The organism is Sphingobium sp. B8D3B, from assembly GCF_025961875.1.
Taxonomy (GTDB): domain Bacteria; phylum Pseudomonadota; class Alphaproteobacteria; order Sphingomonadales; family Sphingomonadaceae; genus Sphingobium.
This window is the reverse complement of the sequence record NZ_JAOQON010000001.1, coordinates 1,579,087-1,593,352: the sequence shown is the minus strand read 5'-3', so window position 1 is coordinate 1,593,352 and position 14,266 is coordinate 1,579,087. Positions and strand designations below refer to the sequence as shown.

11 protein-coding genes are annotated in these 14,266 nt (G+C 65.4%); 5 read left to right on the top strand and 6 right to left on the bottom strand.

What is annotated here, in order from left to right; all coding sequences use genetic code 11:
* The first annotated feature begins 259 nt into the window (after positions 1-259).
* Positions 260-2,722, top strand: coding sequence for a glycoside hydrolase family 9 protein (locus M2343_RS07410; protein ID WP_264576158.1), 2,463 nt, complete (start codon positions 260-262; stop codon positions 2,720-2,722).
* Between the two features lie 193 nt (positions 2,723-2,915).
* Here the strand turns inward: M2343_RS07410 and M2343_RS07405 are convergent, their stop codons facing one another.
* Complete coding sequence (locus M2343_RS07405; protein ID WP_264577520.1) at positions 2,916-3,512, bottom strand: 2-dehydro-3-deoxy-6-phosphogalactonate aldolase; 597 nt, start codon at positions 3,510-3,512, stop codon at positions 2,916-2,918.
* A 46-nt stretch (positions 3,513-3,558) separates the two neighbouring features.
* Positions 3,559-4,569, bottom strand: coding sequence for a sugar kinase (locus M2343_RS07400; RefSeq protein WP_264576157.1), 1,011 nt, complete (start codon positions 4,567-4,569; stop codon positions 3,559-3,561).
* 141 nt (positions 4,570-4,710) lie between these two features.
* Here M2343_RS07400 and M2343_RS07395 point away from each other — a divergent pair, with 141 nt between their 5' ends.
* The 4 genes from M2343_RS07395 to M2343_RS07380 all read left to right on the top strand — a co-directional run bounded on the left by M2343_RS07395 (position 4,711) and on the right by M2343_RS07380 (position 8,920).
* Positions 4,711-5,811 carry a fumarylacetoacetate hydrolase family protein gene (locus tag M2343_RS07395; RefSeq protein WP_264576156.1) on the top strand — a complete coding sequence of 367 codons (1,101 nt, stop codon included), beginning with the start codon at positions 4,711-4,713 and terminating at the stop codon, positions 5,809-5,811.
* Entirely contained in the window at positions 5,808-6,572 is a 765-nt protein-coding gene (locus M2343_RS07390; protein ID WP_264569867.1) for an SDR family NAD(P)-dependent oxidoreductase, read from the top strand. Before M2343_RS07395 ends, M2343_RS07390 begins: the two co-directional genes overlap by 4 nt.
* Position 6,573: 1 nt before the next feature.
* Positions 6,574-7,434 (top strand): SMP-30/gluconolactonase/LRE family protein, encoded by an 861-nt coding sequence (locus tag M2343_RS07385; protein WP_264576155.1) that lies wholly within the window; start codon positions 6,574-6,576, stop codon positions 7,432-7,434.
* Between the two features lie 67 nt (positions 7,435-7,501).
* The gene (locus tag M2343_RS07380; RefSeq protein WP_264576154.1) at positions 7,502-8,920 is read left to right on the top strand and encodes a sugar porter family MFS transporter; all 1,419 of its coding nucleotides are present in this window, start codon (positions 7,502-7,504) and stop codon (positions 8,918-8,920) included.
* 62 nt (positions 8,921-8,982) lie between these two features.
* On the opposite strand, the gene M2343_RS07375 is transcribed toward M2343_RS07380, so the two are convergent.
* The 4 genes from M2343_RS07375 to M2343_RS07360 all read right to left on the bottom strand — a co-directional run bounded on the left by M2343_RS07375 (position 8,983) and on the right by M2343_RS07360 (position 14,218).
* Positions 8,983-10,050, bottom strand: a complete 1,068-nt coding sequence (locus M2343_RS07375; RefSeq protein WP_264576153.1) for a LacI family DNA-binding transcriptional regulator — start codon at positions 10,048-10,050, stop codon at positions 8,983-8,985.
* 262 nt (positions 10,051-10,312) lie between these two features.
* Complete coding sequence (xylA, locus tag M2343_RS07370; protein ID WP_264576152.1) at positions 10,313-11,623, bottom strand: xylose isomerase; 1,311 nt, start codon at positions 11,621-11,623, stop codon at positions 10,313-10,315.
* 28 nt (positions 11,624-11,651) lie between these two features.
* Positions 11,652-13,100 (bottom strand): xylulokinase, encoded by a 1,449-nt coding sequence (gene xylB, locus M2343_RS07365; RefSeq protein ID WP_264576151.1) that lies wholly within the window; start codon positions 13,098-13,100, stop codon positions 11,652-11,654.
* 5 nt (positions 13,101-13,105) lie between these two features.
* On the bottom strand, positions 13,106-14,218 hold the full coding sequence (locus M2343_RS07360; protein WP_181561366.1) for a glycoside hydrolase family 43 protein: 1,113 nt from the start codon (positions 14,216-14,218) through the stop codon (positions 13,106-13,108).
* Positions 14,219-14,266 lie beyond the last annotated feature (48 nt).

Here is a 14,266-nt window from a genome sequence, read left to right as displayed (position 1 = left end):
TGCGGCGAACCTGCGAGTCCCCCGATGCGATGGCTGCAGAATAATCGTTGATTTCTTCAAACGTCAACTTGTCCGACAAAAATAGCGAGCAGTTTCAATCGTTGAGCGTTGCGGGGCCGCATGTAAGCCAACGTTATTACACAATTTTGTTGCCAATCTAAAAATCACACGGCTATGTTAGCGTTAACAAAATGAGGAGGGGCGGATGCGGCGCGCGGCTATTTTTGGATCTTTTGTCGTAGTTTTTATGGCCTCGGCCGTGCCTGCTGCCTATGGCGACGAGCCCGCCCTGCTGCTAGGAGACTCCGGCTATTTCGAGGCGCCGGCCGCCAACGTGCTGGTGTTCAGCAACTGGTATGACGGGCTGTTCGCCGACTCGAAGATCAGCGGCGTGGAGATCATCCAGCAGGATCGGCGGATCGCCACCAATGGCGATGTCCGCCTCTCCGCCACACCGGGCCAGTGGGATGCCATCGGGCGGATGGTCGAGCGCAAGGTCGATGCGCGCACCGGCACCATCGAGGCAGTGCTGGAATATCCAGAGCATGACTTCCGCTACATCATCCGCGCCGTTCCGCGCGGCGCCGACCTTGTCCTGACCGTCGAATTGCCGCGCGCCTTGCCGGCGGCGCTGGTGGGCAAGGCGGGGCTGAACCTGGAGTTCCTGCCTTCGGCTTATTACCGCAATGCCTTCATGGTGGACGGCAAGCCCGGTGCCTTCCCGCGTTATCCGGCCAGCGCGATGGTGCGGACGCCGGAGCGTAATCCCGCCAGCGGACGCAGCGACGGCCCCGGTGCCGAGCCGCTCCCTCTGGCGCAAGGCAGCGACATCGTGCTCGCTCCGTCCGATGCCGCGCGCCGGGTCCGCTTGCGCTCGCAAACGCCGATTGCGCTCTATGACGGGCGCAATCAGGCGCAGAATGGCTGGTTCGTCCTGCGGTCGCTGCTGCCGGCGGGCAAGACGGGCGTGGTGGTGGAGTGGACCCTCTCGCCGACCAGCGCGCCCGGCTGGCTGCGGCCGCCGTCCATCGGCCATTCGCAGCTTGGCTACACGCCGGGGCAAGCAAAGGTCGCGACGATCGAGATCGACCGCGCCGACACCCGGCGCGCGCAAGCGCAGCTTCTGCGCGTCGAGCCTTCGGGGCAGGAAGTGCCCGTTCTCAGCGGCGCGCCGGCCGAAGCGGGGGATTATCTGCGCTATCGATACCTGCGCTTCGACTTCAGCACCGTGCGCGCGCCGGGGCTCTATCGGCTGGCCTATGGCGACAGTAGGACCGCGCCGTTTCGCATCGCGCAGGATCTGTTTGCAGATGCCTGGCATCCGACACTGGACGTCTACTTCCCGGTGGCGATGGACCATGTGACCGTCAACGAGGCCTATCGGATCTGGCACGGCGAGTCCCACCAGGACGATGCCCGGCAGGCGCCGCTCAATCATGAGCATATCGACCTGTATGCGCAGGGTCCGACCACCGATACGCGGTTCAAGCCCGGCGAGCATATTCCCGGCCTCAACATCGGCGGATGGTACGATGCCGGCGACTATGACATCCGCACGCAGACGCAATATGCCGTGATACGCTCCATGGTGCGGAGCTGGGAGGGCTTCGGGCTGGATCGCGACACGACCAGCGTGGATGGTGCCACACGGCGCGTGGAAATCCATGTGCCGGATGGTCAGCCCGACCTGCTCCAGCAAATCCGCCACGGCACGCTCCAGCTCGCCGCGCAATTCGATGCGGTCGGCCATGCGATCCACGGCATCGTGGAGCCCGATGTGGGGCAGTACACGCATCTTGGCGACGCCGTGACCAAGACCGACGGCAAGATCTACGATCCGGCGCTCAAGCCTTATCAGGTCAAGGGGGATTACAGTGGCACGCCCGATGATCGCTGGGCGTTCACCAGCCGGTCCTCGGCGCTCAATTACGGTTCGATTGCGGCGCTGGCTGCGGCCAGTCGCGCCCTCAAGACGCTGGACCCGGCGCTCTCCGCCAAGGCATTGGCCATTGCGACACGGGTGTGGGCCGAGGAGCAGAGCCATCCGCCTTATGTCTTCCAGCATGGCAATACGACCGGCGGGCCGCTCGAAGCCGAGCAGTTCGCGGCCGCCGTGCAATTGCTCAAGACTACGCGCGACAAGCGCTACGCGGCACAGATCGAGGCGCTGTGGCCATCCGTCTCAAAATTCTTCGGCTTTCAGGCTGCGCTGGCGACCGAAGCCCTGCCGTTCATGCCACCTTCCTATCGCGCGGCGATGGAGCGGCTCGTGCGGCAATGGGCCGCGCAGAGCGACAAGATCGCCGCCGCCAATCCCTATGGCGTGCCGATCTCGGAAGGCGGCTGGGCGGGGAATGAAGGCGTGATCGACTATGGTCTCGCCGCTTATGCACTGCACAAGGCTTTCCCGGAGATTGTGAAGAGCGATGCGGTGTTTCGCAGTATCGACTATCTGCTCGGCAACCATCCCGGCTCGGACATCTCCTTCGTCTCGGCGGTTGGCGCGCGATCCAAGGAAGTGGCCTATGGCACCAATCGCGCGGACTTCAGCTTCATCGCCGGCGGCGTGGTGCCGGGTGCGCTGATCATCAAACCGGATTTTCCGGAGAACCATGAGGATTGGCCGTTCTTCTGGGGGCAGAATGAATATGTGATCTCCGCCGGTGCGGGCTTTATCGAACTGGCGAACGCTGCGCATGAGTTGGCGAACGCGGAGCGGTAAGCAGGGGTGAGACTAACCACCCCTCCAAGCGTCACCCCGGGCTTGACCCGGGGTCCAGCTAACCTGTTTCGGCGCATTTCGTCTGGCAAGATCCTGGCGAGAAGTCGGTCCGGAAGGAAGCTGGACCCCGGGTCAAGCCCGGGGTGACGGCGGGGGTGGGGCAGGGTTTTGCCGAACACGCCTCCACAAGCGCTCAGTGCTCAAGCGCGCGCCACGCCGCTACCATGGCATCTGCCCGCTGGCGGACCTGTGCTGCATCCAGCCCCGGCTGATAAATCGATGATCCAATGCCGAACCCGGCAGCGCCGGCGCAGCGCCATGCGGCCATATTGTCCGGCCCGATGCCGCCCACCACCAGCACAGGAATGTCGGCGGGCAGCACCGCCTTCATCGCCTTGAGCACCGCCGGGCTGTGCATCTCCGCGGGGAAGAGCTTGAGCGCATCGGCCCCGGCATCGATGGCGGCGAAGGCCTCGCTGGGCGTGGCGATGCCGGGCATGGAAAGCAGGCCGAGCGCCTTGGTGCGGCGGATCACCTGCGGGTTCATGTTGGGCGAGACGATGACGCGCCCGCCCGCCTGCGCGACCTGATCCACCGCGTCCACGCTCAGCACGGTACCGGCCCCGATCAGCGCGCCGCCGGGCAGGCGGGCGAGGGCGGCGATGCTCTCCAGCGGGCGGGGCGAATTGAGCGGCACCTCGATGCAGCGCAGGCCCGCCTCGATGAGCGCAGCCCCGATCGCGGGCGCCTCCTCGGGGGTGAGGCCGCGCAGGATCGCCACCAGCGGCATGTCGGCGATCTGATCGAACCACTGTGTCACAGGGATGCTCGCTTTCTCATCGGCGGACGTCGCCGGTTTGGCCGGGGCGGAATGCGGCGAGTTCCTCCGCGCTGATCGGGCTGAAATCGCCATGAACGAAATGATTGAGCACACAGAGCGCCAGACCGCGCTCGGCTGCGGTGGCGATGCCGGCATCGAGATGCGCGATCACCCCGGCGGCGAATGCGTCCCCGGTGCCGATTCGGTCGACGATCCCAGCAACTTCAATAACTTGCGTCTCGAAGCTGTCATCCGGTGTATCGAGGCGGGCGCAAAGGTGATGGAGCCCGGCATGGGTGACCACGCGATGGGTGGAGGCGATGTGGCGTAGATTGGGGAAGCGCGCGAAGGCTGCCTCGGCTGCGGCGCGGCGTCCGTCCGCGTCCTGCGCATCGAAGGACTGGCCGAGCAGCATCGCAATGTCTCGCGCACTGCCGAAGAACAGATCAGCCATCTCGACATGGCGGGCGAGGATCGGCGCGGGATTGTCGCACCAGCTTTCCCAGAGCGTCGCGCGGAAATTCCCGTCGAAGGAGATCGGAATGCCGGCGGCCTTCGCGGCCTCCATCGCCGCGAGGGACAATTTGGGGGCGTCAGGCGAGAGGGCGGGGATGATGCCGGAAAGATGCAGCATGGCCGCCCCCACCAGCGCCGCAGCCCAATCATAGCGCTCGGCCGGGGTAATCGCGAAACTGCTGCCAGCGCGATCATAGCTGATCGCGGGCGCGCGCAGGCCGCTCCCCGGCATGAGATAGAACAGCCCCATCCGTCCCGGCTGGCGCTGCACATGGCGCACGTCCACGCCGGGCCGGCGCAATGCGTCCAGCGCCGCGTCGCCGACCGGCCCCGGCGGGAGCGCGGTGAGCAACGCGCTCGGAATGCCCAGTCGCGCCAGCGCCACCGCGACATTGGCTTCCGCGCCGACGAATCGCGCATCCAGCCGCTCGCTCTGGAACAGGCTCTCGCCGGGTACGGCGGAGAGGCGGAGCAGCAGTTCGCCGAAACAGAGGGTGGGGCCGGGTGTCATCGTCTCTCTTGTCAACGCGTTAGAGGCGCAGGAGTAGCCCCTCTTGACAAACAAGCGCAATAGCTCTTGATAGCGCTAACACACAGGGGCGCCCTCGGGGGCGAGGGAGAGGAAGTGATACATCCAGAAGAGTCCGGCCCGATGCTGCCCGTCGATTGGGAAGAGGGCATGTTTCTGGGGCGAGCCGATTTTGGCGATGGCCCGAGCCCCGTGCTCGTCCGGCAGGGTGAGCTGCTCGATATGGCGCACGTCTGGCCGACCGTCTCGGCCCTTGTGGAAAGCGGCGATTTGTCAGGCGCTGGCGGCACCTCGCTGGGCCATTTTGATCCTGCATCCGCGCGCTTGCTCAGCCCCGTCGATCTACAATGCGTCAAGGCTTGCGGCGTCACCTTCGCTTTGTCCGCCATTGAGCGGGTGATCGAGGAGCGGGCGCGGGGCGACTGGAGCCGGGCTGCCTCGATCCGCGAGCGGCTGGAGTCGCGCATTGGCGGGCAAATCCGCTCCGTCCAGCCTGGTACGCCGGAAGCCGCCTCGCTCAAGGAGGCGCTGATCGAGGACGGGCTGTGGTCGCAATATCTGGAGGTCGCCATCGGCCCGGATGCGGAGGTGTTCACCAAGTCCCCGGTGCTCTCCACCGTGGGGCCGGGCGCCGCGATCGGCATCCGCTCGGATTCTGCTTGGAACAACCCCGAGCCGGAGATCGTGCTGCTGGCGGACAGCCTCGGCGCCGTCGTCGGCGCGACGCTCGGCAATGACGTCAATCTGCGCGATTTCGAGGGCCGCTCGGCGCTGCTGCTCGGTAAGGCCAAGGACAATAACGCCTCCTGTTCCATCGGCCCGCTGGTGCGATTGTTCGATGACAGCTTCAGCATCGATGATGTGCGCCGTGCCGCAGTGCGGCTGACCATCGCCGGAGAGGATGGGTTCGTGCTCGAAGGCGTGAGCAACATGGCGGAGATCAGCCGCGATCCGCTCGATCTGGTGCGCCAGACGTTGAGCGAGCATCAATATCCCGATGGCTTTGCGCTGTTCCTCGGCACGCTGTTCGCGCCCGTGCAGGACCGCGACGAGCCGGGGCGTGGCTTCACCCACAAGGTGGGCGATGTTGTCACCATCGCGTCCGATAAGCTCGGGCGCCTGGTCAATCGGGTCGTCACCTCGCGCGATGCACCACCCTGGCAGCTGGGTATTGGCGCCTTCTACGCAAATCTGCAGCGGCGCGGTCTTCTGGAATCGGCATGAACAAGTCTGAGCAAACACAATACGCCGTCTATCCCAGCCTGGCGGGCAAGAACGTGCTGGTCACCGGTGGGGCGACCGGGATCGGGGCGGCTATCGTCGCGGCGTTTGCGGGCCAGGGCGCGCATGTCGCCTTCCTCGACTTCAACGACATTGCCGGCGCCGATCTGGCGCGTGCGCTGAGCGGCGCGCGCTTTCGCCATTGCGACCTTCGCAACGTCGCCGAGCTGGAGCGGACCGTCCGCGCGCTGGAGAGCGAGATGGGCGGGTTCGACGTGCTGGTCAACAATGCCGCCAATGACGACCGCCATCGCTATGACGAGGTGACCGCCGATTATTGGGACGAGCGCATGGCGACCAACCTGCGCCACCAGTTCTTCGCCGCGCAAGCCGTGGTTCCGGCGATGCGGGCGCGGGGCGGCGGTGCCGTCATCAATCTGGGCTCGGTGAGCTGGCATCTCGGCATGTCCGAGTTGGTGCTCTACCAGACCGCGAAGGCCGGCGTGGAGGGCATGACCCGCGCGCTGGCGCGTGATCTGGGCGGCGACAATATCCGCGTGACCGCCATCGTGCCGGGCAATGTCGATACCCCCCGCCAGAAGCAGTGGTATACGCCGGAAGGTGAGGCGGAGATCCTGCAGGCGCAATGCCTCCCGCGCCGCATCCAGCCGCGCGATGTCGCCGCGCTGGCGCTGTTCCTCGCTTCCGATGACGGCGCGCTGTGCAGCGGGCACGAATATTTCGTCGACGCAGGCTGGCGCTGAGATGCAGCCGGAGCCGATCCTTCCCCTGGGCATGACGCTCGGCGAAGGGCCGGTCTGGTGGGACGATGCCCTGTGGTTCGTCGATATCAAGGGGCACAAGCTCTACCGTCATGTGCCTGCGAGCGGCGCGCTGGCGGTGTGGGATGCGCCGGACCAGATTGGCTGGGCGCTGCCCACGCGCAGCGGCGGCATGATGACCGGCGTGCGCACCGGCCTGCATCGGTTCGATCCGCAAAGCGGGGCATTTTCGCTGTTCCACGATCCCGAGCCGCATCTGCCCGGCAATCGGCTGAACGACGCCGCCACCGATACTCAAGGGCGGCTGTGGTTCGGCAGCATGGACGACAGCGAAGCCGCCCATACCGGGCGCCTCTATTGCCTCGCCGGCGGGCAGTGCGACGCCACGGCCGTGCCTGCTGTCGAGATCGCCAACGGCCCTGCCATCAGCGCCGGCGGGCGCACACTTTATCACACCGACACGCTTGGCCGGAAAATCTGGAAAGTCCCGGTCGATGAGAACGGCACGGTCGGCGCGGGCGAGCTGTTCATCACCATCGAGGATGGCGCCGGCTGGCCGGACGGCTCCGTGCTGGATAGTGAGGGCTGCCTGTGGGTCGCTTTGTTCGGCGGCTGGGGCGTGCGGCGCTATGATCCGCAGGGCTCGCTGATGCAGACCATCTCCTTCCCGGTCGCCAATGTGACCAAGATCACCTTTGGTGGGCCAGATCTGCGCACCGCCTATGCCACCACCGCGCACAAGGGGCTGGATGCTGCCGCGCGTGAGGCACAGCCGTTGGCCGGCCACGTTTTCGCATTCGATCCCAAGGTTGCAGGATTGCCGGTTACCCCGGCAGATATTTGACAGAAGAAACGCCGTCCCGGCCTCGGCTGAAGTCGGCAGAATTTTTGAGAGAGAGGAGGGGCTCGGCATGAGCGCTGAAACGCACGCCATCGGGCGAACCAACATCGGGTTCATATTCGCCATCGTGGCCATCGCCACCATTGGTGGCTTCATGTTCGGCTATGATTCCGGCGTGATCAACGGCACCCAGAAGGGGCTGGAATCCGCGTTTGACCTGGGCGCGCTGGGCATCGGCATCAATGTCGGCGCCATTCTGGTCGGCTCCGCGCTGGGCGCGTTTCTCGCCGGGCGCATGTCCGACCTCATTGGCCGTCGCGGCGTGATGATGCTGGCCGGCCTGCTCTTCCTCATCAGCGCGCTTCTGGCCGGTGCGGCCGGGTCTTCGGCGATGTTCATCATGGCGCGGATCATCGGCGGTCTCGGCGTCGGCGCGGCCAGCGTGATTTCGCCGGTCTATATTTCCGAGGTGACGCCCGCCTCGATCCGGGGGCGCCTCTCCAGCATCCAGCAGGTGATGATCATCACCGGCCTTACCGGAGCGTTCGTCGCCAACTTCGTGCTGGCGCGCTATGCCGGCGGCTCGACGGCGACCTTGTGGTTCGACCTGCCGGCCTGGCGCTGGATGTTCCTGCTGCAGGCGATCCCGGCGGCCATCTACATCCTGGCGCTGCTGATCATTCCCGAAAGCCCACGCTATCTGGTGGTCAAGGGCAAGGAAGAGCGCGCCCACGCCGTTCTCTCGCGGCTGTTCGGGCCGGAGGAAGCGACGCGCAAGGTTGGTGAGATCCGCGACAGCCTCGCCGCCGATCACCATCGCCCGCGTCTCTCCGATCTCATCGACAAGACGACCGGGCGCATCCGGCCGATCGTGTGGACCGGCATCGGCCTTGCGATCTTCCAGCAGTTCGTCGGCATCAATGTGGTCTTCTATTATGGCGCCACCTTGTGGGAGGCCGTCGGCTTCTCGGAGGATTATGCGCTGCAGACCAACATCCTCTCGGGCGTGCTCTCCATCGGGGCCTGCATCGCCACCATGTTCCTGGTGGACAAGATCGGCCGTAAGCCGCTGCTGCTTTTCGGATCGGCGGGCATGGCCGTCACGCTGGCGATCGTGGCCTATGCCTTCTCCACGGCGGTCACGGGCGCCGATGGCGGCGTGGTGCTGCCGGGCAGCAATGGCATCATCGCACTGATTTCGGCCAATCTCTACGTGATCTTCTTCAATCTGAGCTGGGGGCCGATCATGTGGGTGATGCTGGGCGAGATGTTCCCTAACCAGATCCGCGGCTCGGGCCTGGCGGTGGCGGGGCTGGCGCAGTGGCTGGCGAACGCCCTCGTTTCGGTGAGCTTCCCCTCGCTGGTGGTCAGCCCTGGCCTTGCGGTGGCCTATTTCGGCTATGCCTTCTTTGCCGCCGTCTCCTTCTTCTTCGTCCGCGCCATGGTGCGCGAGACCAAGGGACGGGAACTGGAGCAGATGGAAGGCTGATCGCTCACCCGACAACACGCTCGGCCCGGTCACGCTTAGGCGTCGCCGGGCCGTTCGCTTTTTCAGGGCTGGGGCGGGGGTCCGTCACTCTCACGCGCAATCAGCGTGTAGGGCGTCACGACATGCGGGTGGTCCACGCCCTTCGATGAGGCGTTGCGCATCCGGATTTCCCGCGTCAACAGCGCCACCGCCTGCTGCGCCATATCAGTGATCGGCTGGCGGATGGTCGTCAGCTCCGGCCAACTGGTGAGCGCCAAAGCGGTATCGTCGAAGCCGCAGATCGTCAGCCTCTGCGGCACATCGATACCCCGCCGGTGCGCGACGGTCAGCGCAGCTGCGGCCATATCGTCGTTGGAGGCGAAGATCGCCGTTGGCGGCTCGGGCAGGTCGAGCAGGCGCGTGGCTGCCTCCAGGCCGGAGCGGAAGGTGAAGAAGCCCTGCTCGATCAGCTCGGGCTGCGGCGCAATGCCGTGCTTTTCCAGCGCGGAGCGATAGCCCTCCAGCCGTTCGGCGCTGGCCGTCTGGTTGGGGTGGCCGGTGATGAAGCCGATGCGCTGATGCCCGAGCAGGATCAGGTGATCGGTCATGGCGTGGGCCGCCGCCTTGTCATCGATGCTCACCGAGAGCGCCCAGTCGGGCGCGCGCCCGGTGGCGACCGCGACGACCGGCACGCCGGCGCCTTCCAGCACGGCGAGCACGGAGGGGGAATCGCTCAGCGGCGGGGGCAGGACGATCCCGTCCACCCGGCCCTTGAGCAGCGCCTCGATGGCCTTGTCCTCTGCGCCTTCCTCATTGCACTCCTTGACGATCAATTGCGCGCCGGTGCGGCTGGTCTCCGCCAATATGCCGACCAGAAACTCGCTGAGATAGGCAAAGCTCGGGTTGGAGTGGAGCAGCCCGATGCGCGTGTCCTCGCCACCCGCGAGGGTGCGGGCGGCGATGTTGGGCGCATAGTTCAGCTCGGCAATCGCGGCCTCGACCGCCAGGCGCTTGTCCTCACGGACATTGGTGCCCTTGTTGATCACGCGGCTCACGGTCATCGGCGAAACGCCGGCCAGGCGGGCGACATCCTCGATCTTGGGGCCAGAGCTCTGCCGACGGGACGAGCGGGAACTGCGGTTGGTGACCATCGCCTGACTTGTTCGCCTTCCTATCCGGAGCTGGGCGAGACCTCTCCCAATATCGTGCGTTCATCGCAACAGATAAGATGAGGGGGCGATCTTGCTTTGGCTCCGCGCCGTTGTCGTCTCTTTGTGCCGATCTATGGGCACGGCAATTTCGGTTTCGTTAGCGCCTGGGCGAGAAGATAGCAAAAAAAGAGGTGGCCGCCGTAGCGACCACCTCATCAGTGACCTGACCCGGCGAAGAGGAAGCGCCCGGGTCCGGCATGGCTCAGATGAAGCGATTGACGAGATTTTCGATCCGCTCCTGCCTTCCGGAGGCAGGCTTGGGGTCGAGCGCGCGGGTTACGGCGAGGTCGGCGATCCCGGCGAGGTCGAGCGCAGCGATCTCCTTGCCCAGCGGACCATCCCAGCCCGCATAGCGCTGATTGCGCAGCGCATCGATGCGGCCATCCTCGATGATCGCGGCGGCATTCAGCAGGCCACGCGCCACCGTGTCGATGCCGCCGATATGCCCGTAGAACAGGTCCACCGGGTCCATCGACTGGCGCCGGACCTTGGAATCGAAGTTGAACCCGCCCGTGGTGAACCCGCCGGCGCGGATCACCTCGATCATCGCCACGGTCAGTTCTTCCACCGAGTTGGGAAACTGGTCGGTATCCCAGCCATTCTGATGGTCGCCGCGATTGGCGTCGATCGACCCGAAGACACCCAGTGCCGCTGCCGTGGCCAGCTCATGCTCGAAGGTATGGCCGGCGAGCGTCGCATGGTTCGCCTCGATATTCACCTTCACCTCATTCTCGAGGCCATAGCGCTTGAGGAAGCCGTAAACGGTGGCCGTATCGAAATCATATTGATGCTTGGTGGGCTCGTGGGGCTTGGGCTCGATGAGGATCGTGCCGGAAAAGCCGATCTTGTGCTTGTGCTCGACCACCAGCGTCAGGAAGCGCCCGAAATTATCGAGCTCGCGCTTCAAGTTGGTGTTGTGCAGCGTCTCATAGCCCTCACGGCCGCCCCACAACACATAGTTGACGCCGCCCAGGCGATGCGTGGCCTCCAGCGCATCGCGCACCTGCATGGCGGCGAAGGCATAGACTTCCGGGTCCGGATTTGTCGCGGCGCCGGCAGCAAAGCGGGGATGGCCGAACAGGTTGGCGGTGCCCCACAGCAGCTTGCGCCCGCTCGAAGCCTGCAGCTCTTCCAGATGATCGACGGCCTCGGCGAGGTAGCGGCGATGCTCGGCCACGCCTTCGGCCTGCGCCATCACGTCGACATCGTGGAAGCAGTAGAAGGGGACATCGAGCTTCTTGAAGAAATCGAAGGCGATGGCGCGCTTCTGATGGGCGGCGGCGCTGTCATCGGCGCCAGCATGCCAGGGGCGGTTGAAGGTGCCGGCGCCGAACACGTCCGAGCCCGGCCAGCAGAATGTGTGCCAGAAGCATACGGCAAAGCGGAGATGATCCTCCATCCGCTTGCCGAGCACGACGCGATCCTTGTCATACCAGCGATAGGCCAGCTCGTCGTCGGTATCCGGGCCTTTATAGGCGATGGGGGCAATGTCTGCGAAGTAGTCGGTGGCCATCAGGCGCTCCCTGTCGGTTTCAAGAATGTCAGCTCTGTGCGGCGCGAATGGCGGGGTAGGCGCGGCGGAAGGCCTCGCGCTTGGGGGCCAGTCGTTCGGCGGTCAGCGGGTCGGGCTCGATCACATGGGCGATCGGCGGCGTCGTGCAGATGTCGGCGGGTGCGCCGCCGGTTACGCCGATCTGGGCCAAGCGGGCCGCGCCCATCGCCGGACCGACCTCTCCGCCCTTGAGGTAGTTGAGGCGCGTGCCGAGCGCAGCGGCGATGATCTGGCCCCAATAGCGCGACCGCGCGCCACCGCCGATCACGGCCAGTTCCTCCACATCGCTGCCGGCGTCGCGCAGCGCATCCAGCCCATCGGCAAAGGCAAAGGCAACGCCCTCCAGCACCGCCTGCGCCAGCCGCTCCGGCCCGCTATCATGATCGAGATTGAGGAAGGCGCCGCGCACCTGCGGGTCGTTATGCGGCGTACGCTCGCCCGAGAGATAGGGGAGGAAGAGTTCCGGTCCGCACGCGGCGCCAACGGACTCCGCGCGGGAAAAGAGGTCGGCGGCGCCGGCTGCACCGGAGAGGCGTGCAGCAAAGTCTATGCACGACGCCGCCGACAGGTGCACGGCCATCTGATGCCAGTGTGCAGGCAGGCAGTGACAGAAGGCGTGCACGGTTCGGTCTGGATTGGGTTTGAACTGGTCGTTGGCGATGAAGATCACGCCCGATGTGCCGAGGGACAGCAGCCCGTCGCCATCGCTGACGATGCCGATGCCAGCCGCGCCGGCGGCATTGTCGCTGCCCCCCGCTGCGACCGGAACGGGGGACATGCCCCAGAGTTGCGCCACGTCCGGCCGCAACGTGCCGGTCAACGCGGTGCCCTCGTACAGTGCCGGCATGTGCGCAAGGCTGAGGCCGGTCGCGTCCAGCAGTGCTTCCGCCCAGCGCCGCGCGGCAACATCCAGCCACAGGGTGCCGGCGGCGTCGGACATGTCCGTGGCTTTGTCGCCGGTCATTTGCAGGCGGATATAGTCCTTGGGCAGCAACACGGTGCGTATGGCGGCGAAGATCTCCGGCTCGTGCCGGGCGACCCAGGCGAGCTTTGGTGCGGTGAAGCCGGGCATGACGATGTTGCCGCCGATTGTGCGGAAGGCGTCGGTCTTGTCTTCCAGCGCGATGCATTCCGCATGGCTGCGCCCGTCATTCCACAGGATCGCGGGACGCAGCGGCTGACCGTCCGCACCGAGCAGCGTGGCGCCATGCATCTGGCCGGCGAGCCCGACGCCCAGCACGGCGCGCCGCACGGCGGGGTCGATGGCCTGCACGGCTGCGGTGGTGGCGGCCCACCACGCCGCCGGGTCCTGTTCGGACCAGAGCGGTTGCGGCCGTTGCACGGTGAGCGCTGCCGTTCCCTGGCCGACAACGGCGCCATGCTGGTCGATGACGACCGCTTTCACGCCGGAGGTGCCGATGTCGATGCCGAGGAACATGCCGGTCAGTCGCGGAACGGATTGATCGTCTGGATCGTGCCGTCGGCGTTGAAGGTCAGCTCGGTGACCTTCACGTTGCGCAGGTGGTTTTTGCCGCTCAGCTGCGTGTCGTGGTAGAAGAGCCAGGTCTTGCCGCCCCAGTCCACAATCGAGTGGTGGGTAGTCCAGCCCTGCACCGGTTCCATGATCTTGCCGCGATAGGTGAACGGACCATAAGGCGTCTTGCCCGTGGCGTAGACGAGGAAGTGCGTGTCGCCGGTCGAGTAGGTCAGGTAGTAAGTGTCGCCGCGCTTGTACATCCAGGTGCCCTCGAAGAAGCGGCGATCATGGTCGCCACCGAGGAGCGGCTTGCCTTTCTCATCGAGGATCACCGCGTCGCGAGGCGCTTCGGCATAGCTCTTCATGTCCGGAGCCATTTTGGCGACCTTGGGCATGAGCGCCGGCTGATCGTCCGCCTTCAGGTCGGTCACGCCGATCGCGGCGTCATACTTGCCCTTGGCCCAGTTCTGGAGTTGGCCGCCCCAGATGCCGCCGAAATACATGTAGCTGGTTCCATCCGTGTCCGTGAACACATTGGGGTCCATGGAGAAGCTGCCGGCGATCGGCTTGGGCTCGGCCTTGAACGGACCCATGGGCGTGCTGCTGGTCGCCACGCCGATGTGGAAGATGCCGTCCTTGTCCTTGGCCGGGAAGTACAGATAGTAGGTGCCATTCTTGAACGCGGCGTCGGGTGCCCACATCTGCTTGGCTGCCCAGGGCACATCCTTCACGTCCAGCGCCACCGGGCCGATCTTTACCGGGCCGCCGATCTTGTCCATTTCCAGCACGCGATAGTCGTGCATGGCATATTGGTTGCCGAGGTCATCGTCCGGGATGCCTGCGTCGACATCATGGCTGGGATAGACGTAAATCTTGCCGTTGAAGACATGGGCCGAAGGATCGGCGGTGAAAATCTCTGTGACGAGCGGCTGGGAGAGGAAGCGCTTGCCGTCGGCCGAGATGCCATCCGATTCATGCGCCGCGCCAGTCGCGCCATTGTTTGCAGCGCCGGGTTCATCCGAGGAGCAGGCGGAAAGGGCGGTGGCGAGACCAAGCACGACAAGGCTGGTTCGGAGCATCGGGACTTTCGACAAGGGGGCTCTCCTTTGTTTATCTTGAGCGCCGCT

Bases quoted from the DNA above. Each gene is read 5' to 3' on its own strand.
- M2343_RS07405 (WP_264577520.1), bottom strand. From the start codon at position 3,512: ATGCCGCTGGTGGCGATCCTGCGCGGCCTCACCCCCGAGGAGGCGCCC.
- M2343_RS07400 (WP_264576157.1), bottom strand. From the start codon at position 4,569: ATGACACCCGGCCCCACCCTCTGTTTCGGCGAACTGCTGCTCCGCCTC.
- M2343_RS07395 (WP_264576156.1), top strand. From the start codon at position 4,711: ATGCTGCCCGTCGATTGGGAAGAGGGCATGTTTCTGGGGCGAGCCGAT.
- M2343_RS07390 (WP_264569867.1), top strand. From the start codon at position 5,808: ATGAACAAGTCTGAGCAAACACAATACGCCGTCTATCCCAGCCTGGCG.
- M2343_RS07385 (WP_264576155.1), top strand. From the start codon at position 6,574: ATGCAGCCGGAGCCGATCCTTCCCCTGGGCATGACGCTCGGCGAAGGG.
- M2343_RS07380 (WP_264576154.1), top strand. From the start codon at position 7,502: ATGAGCGCTGAAACGCACGCCATCGGGCGAACCAACATCGGGTTCATA.
- M2343_RS07375 (WP_264576153.1), bottom strand. From the start codon at position 10,050: ATGGTCACCAACCGCAGTTCCCGCTCGTCCCGTCGGCAGAGCTCTGGC.
- xylA (WP_264576152.1), bottom strand. From the start codon at position 11,623: ATGGCCACCGACTACTTCGCAGACATTGCCCCCATCGCCTATAAAGGC.
- xylB (WP_264576151.1), bottom strand. From the start codon at position 13,100: ATGTTCCTCGGCATCGACATCGGCACCTCCGGCGTGAAAGCGGTCGTC.
- M2343_RS07360 (WP_181561366.1), bottom strand. From the start codon at position 14,218: ATGCTCCGAACCAGCCTTGTCGTGCTTGGTCTCGCCACCGCCCTTTCC.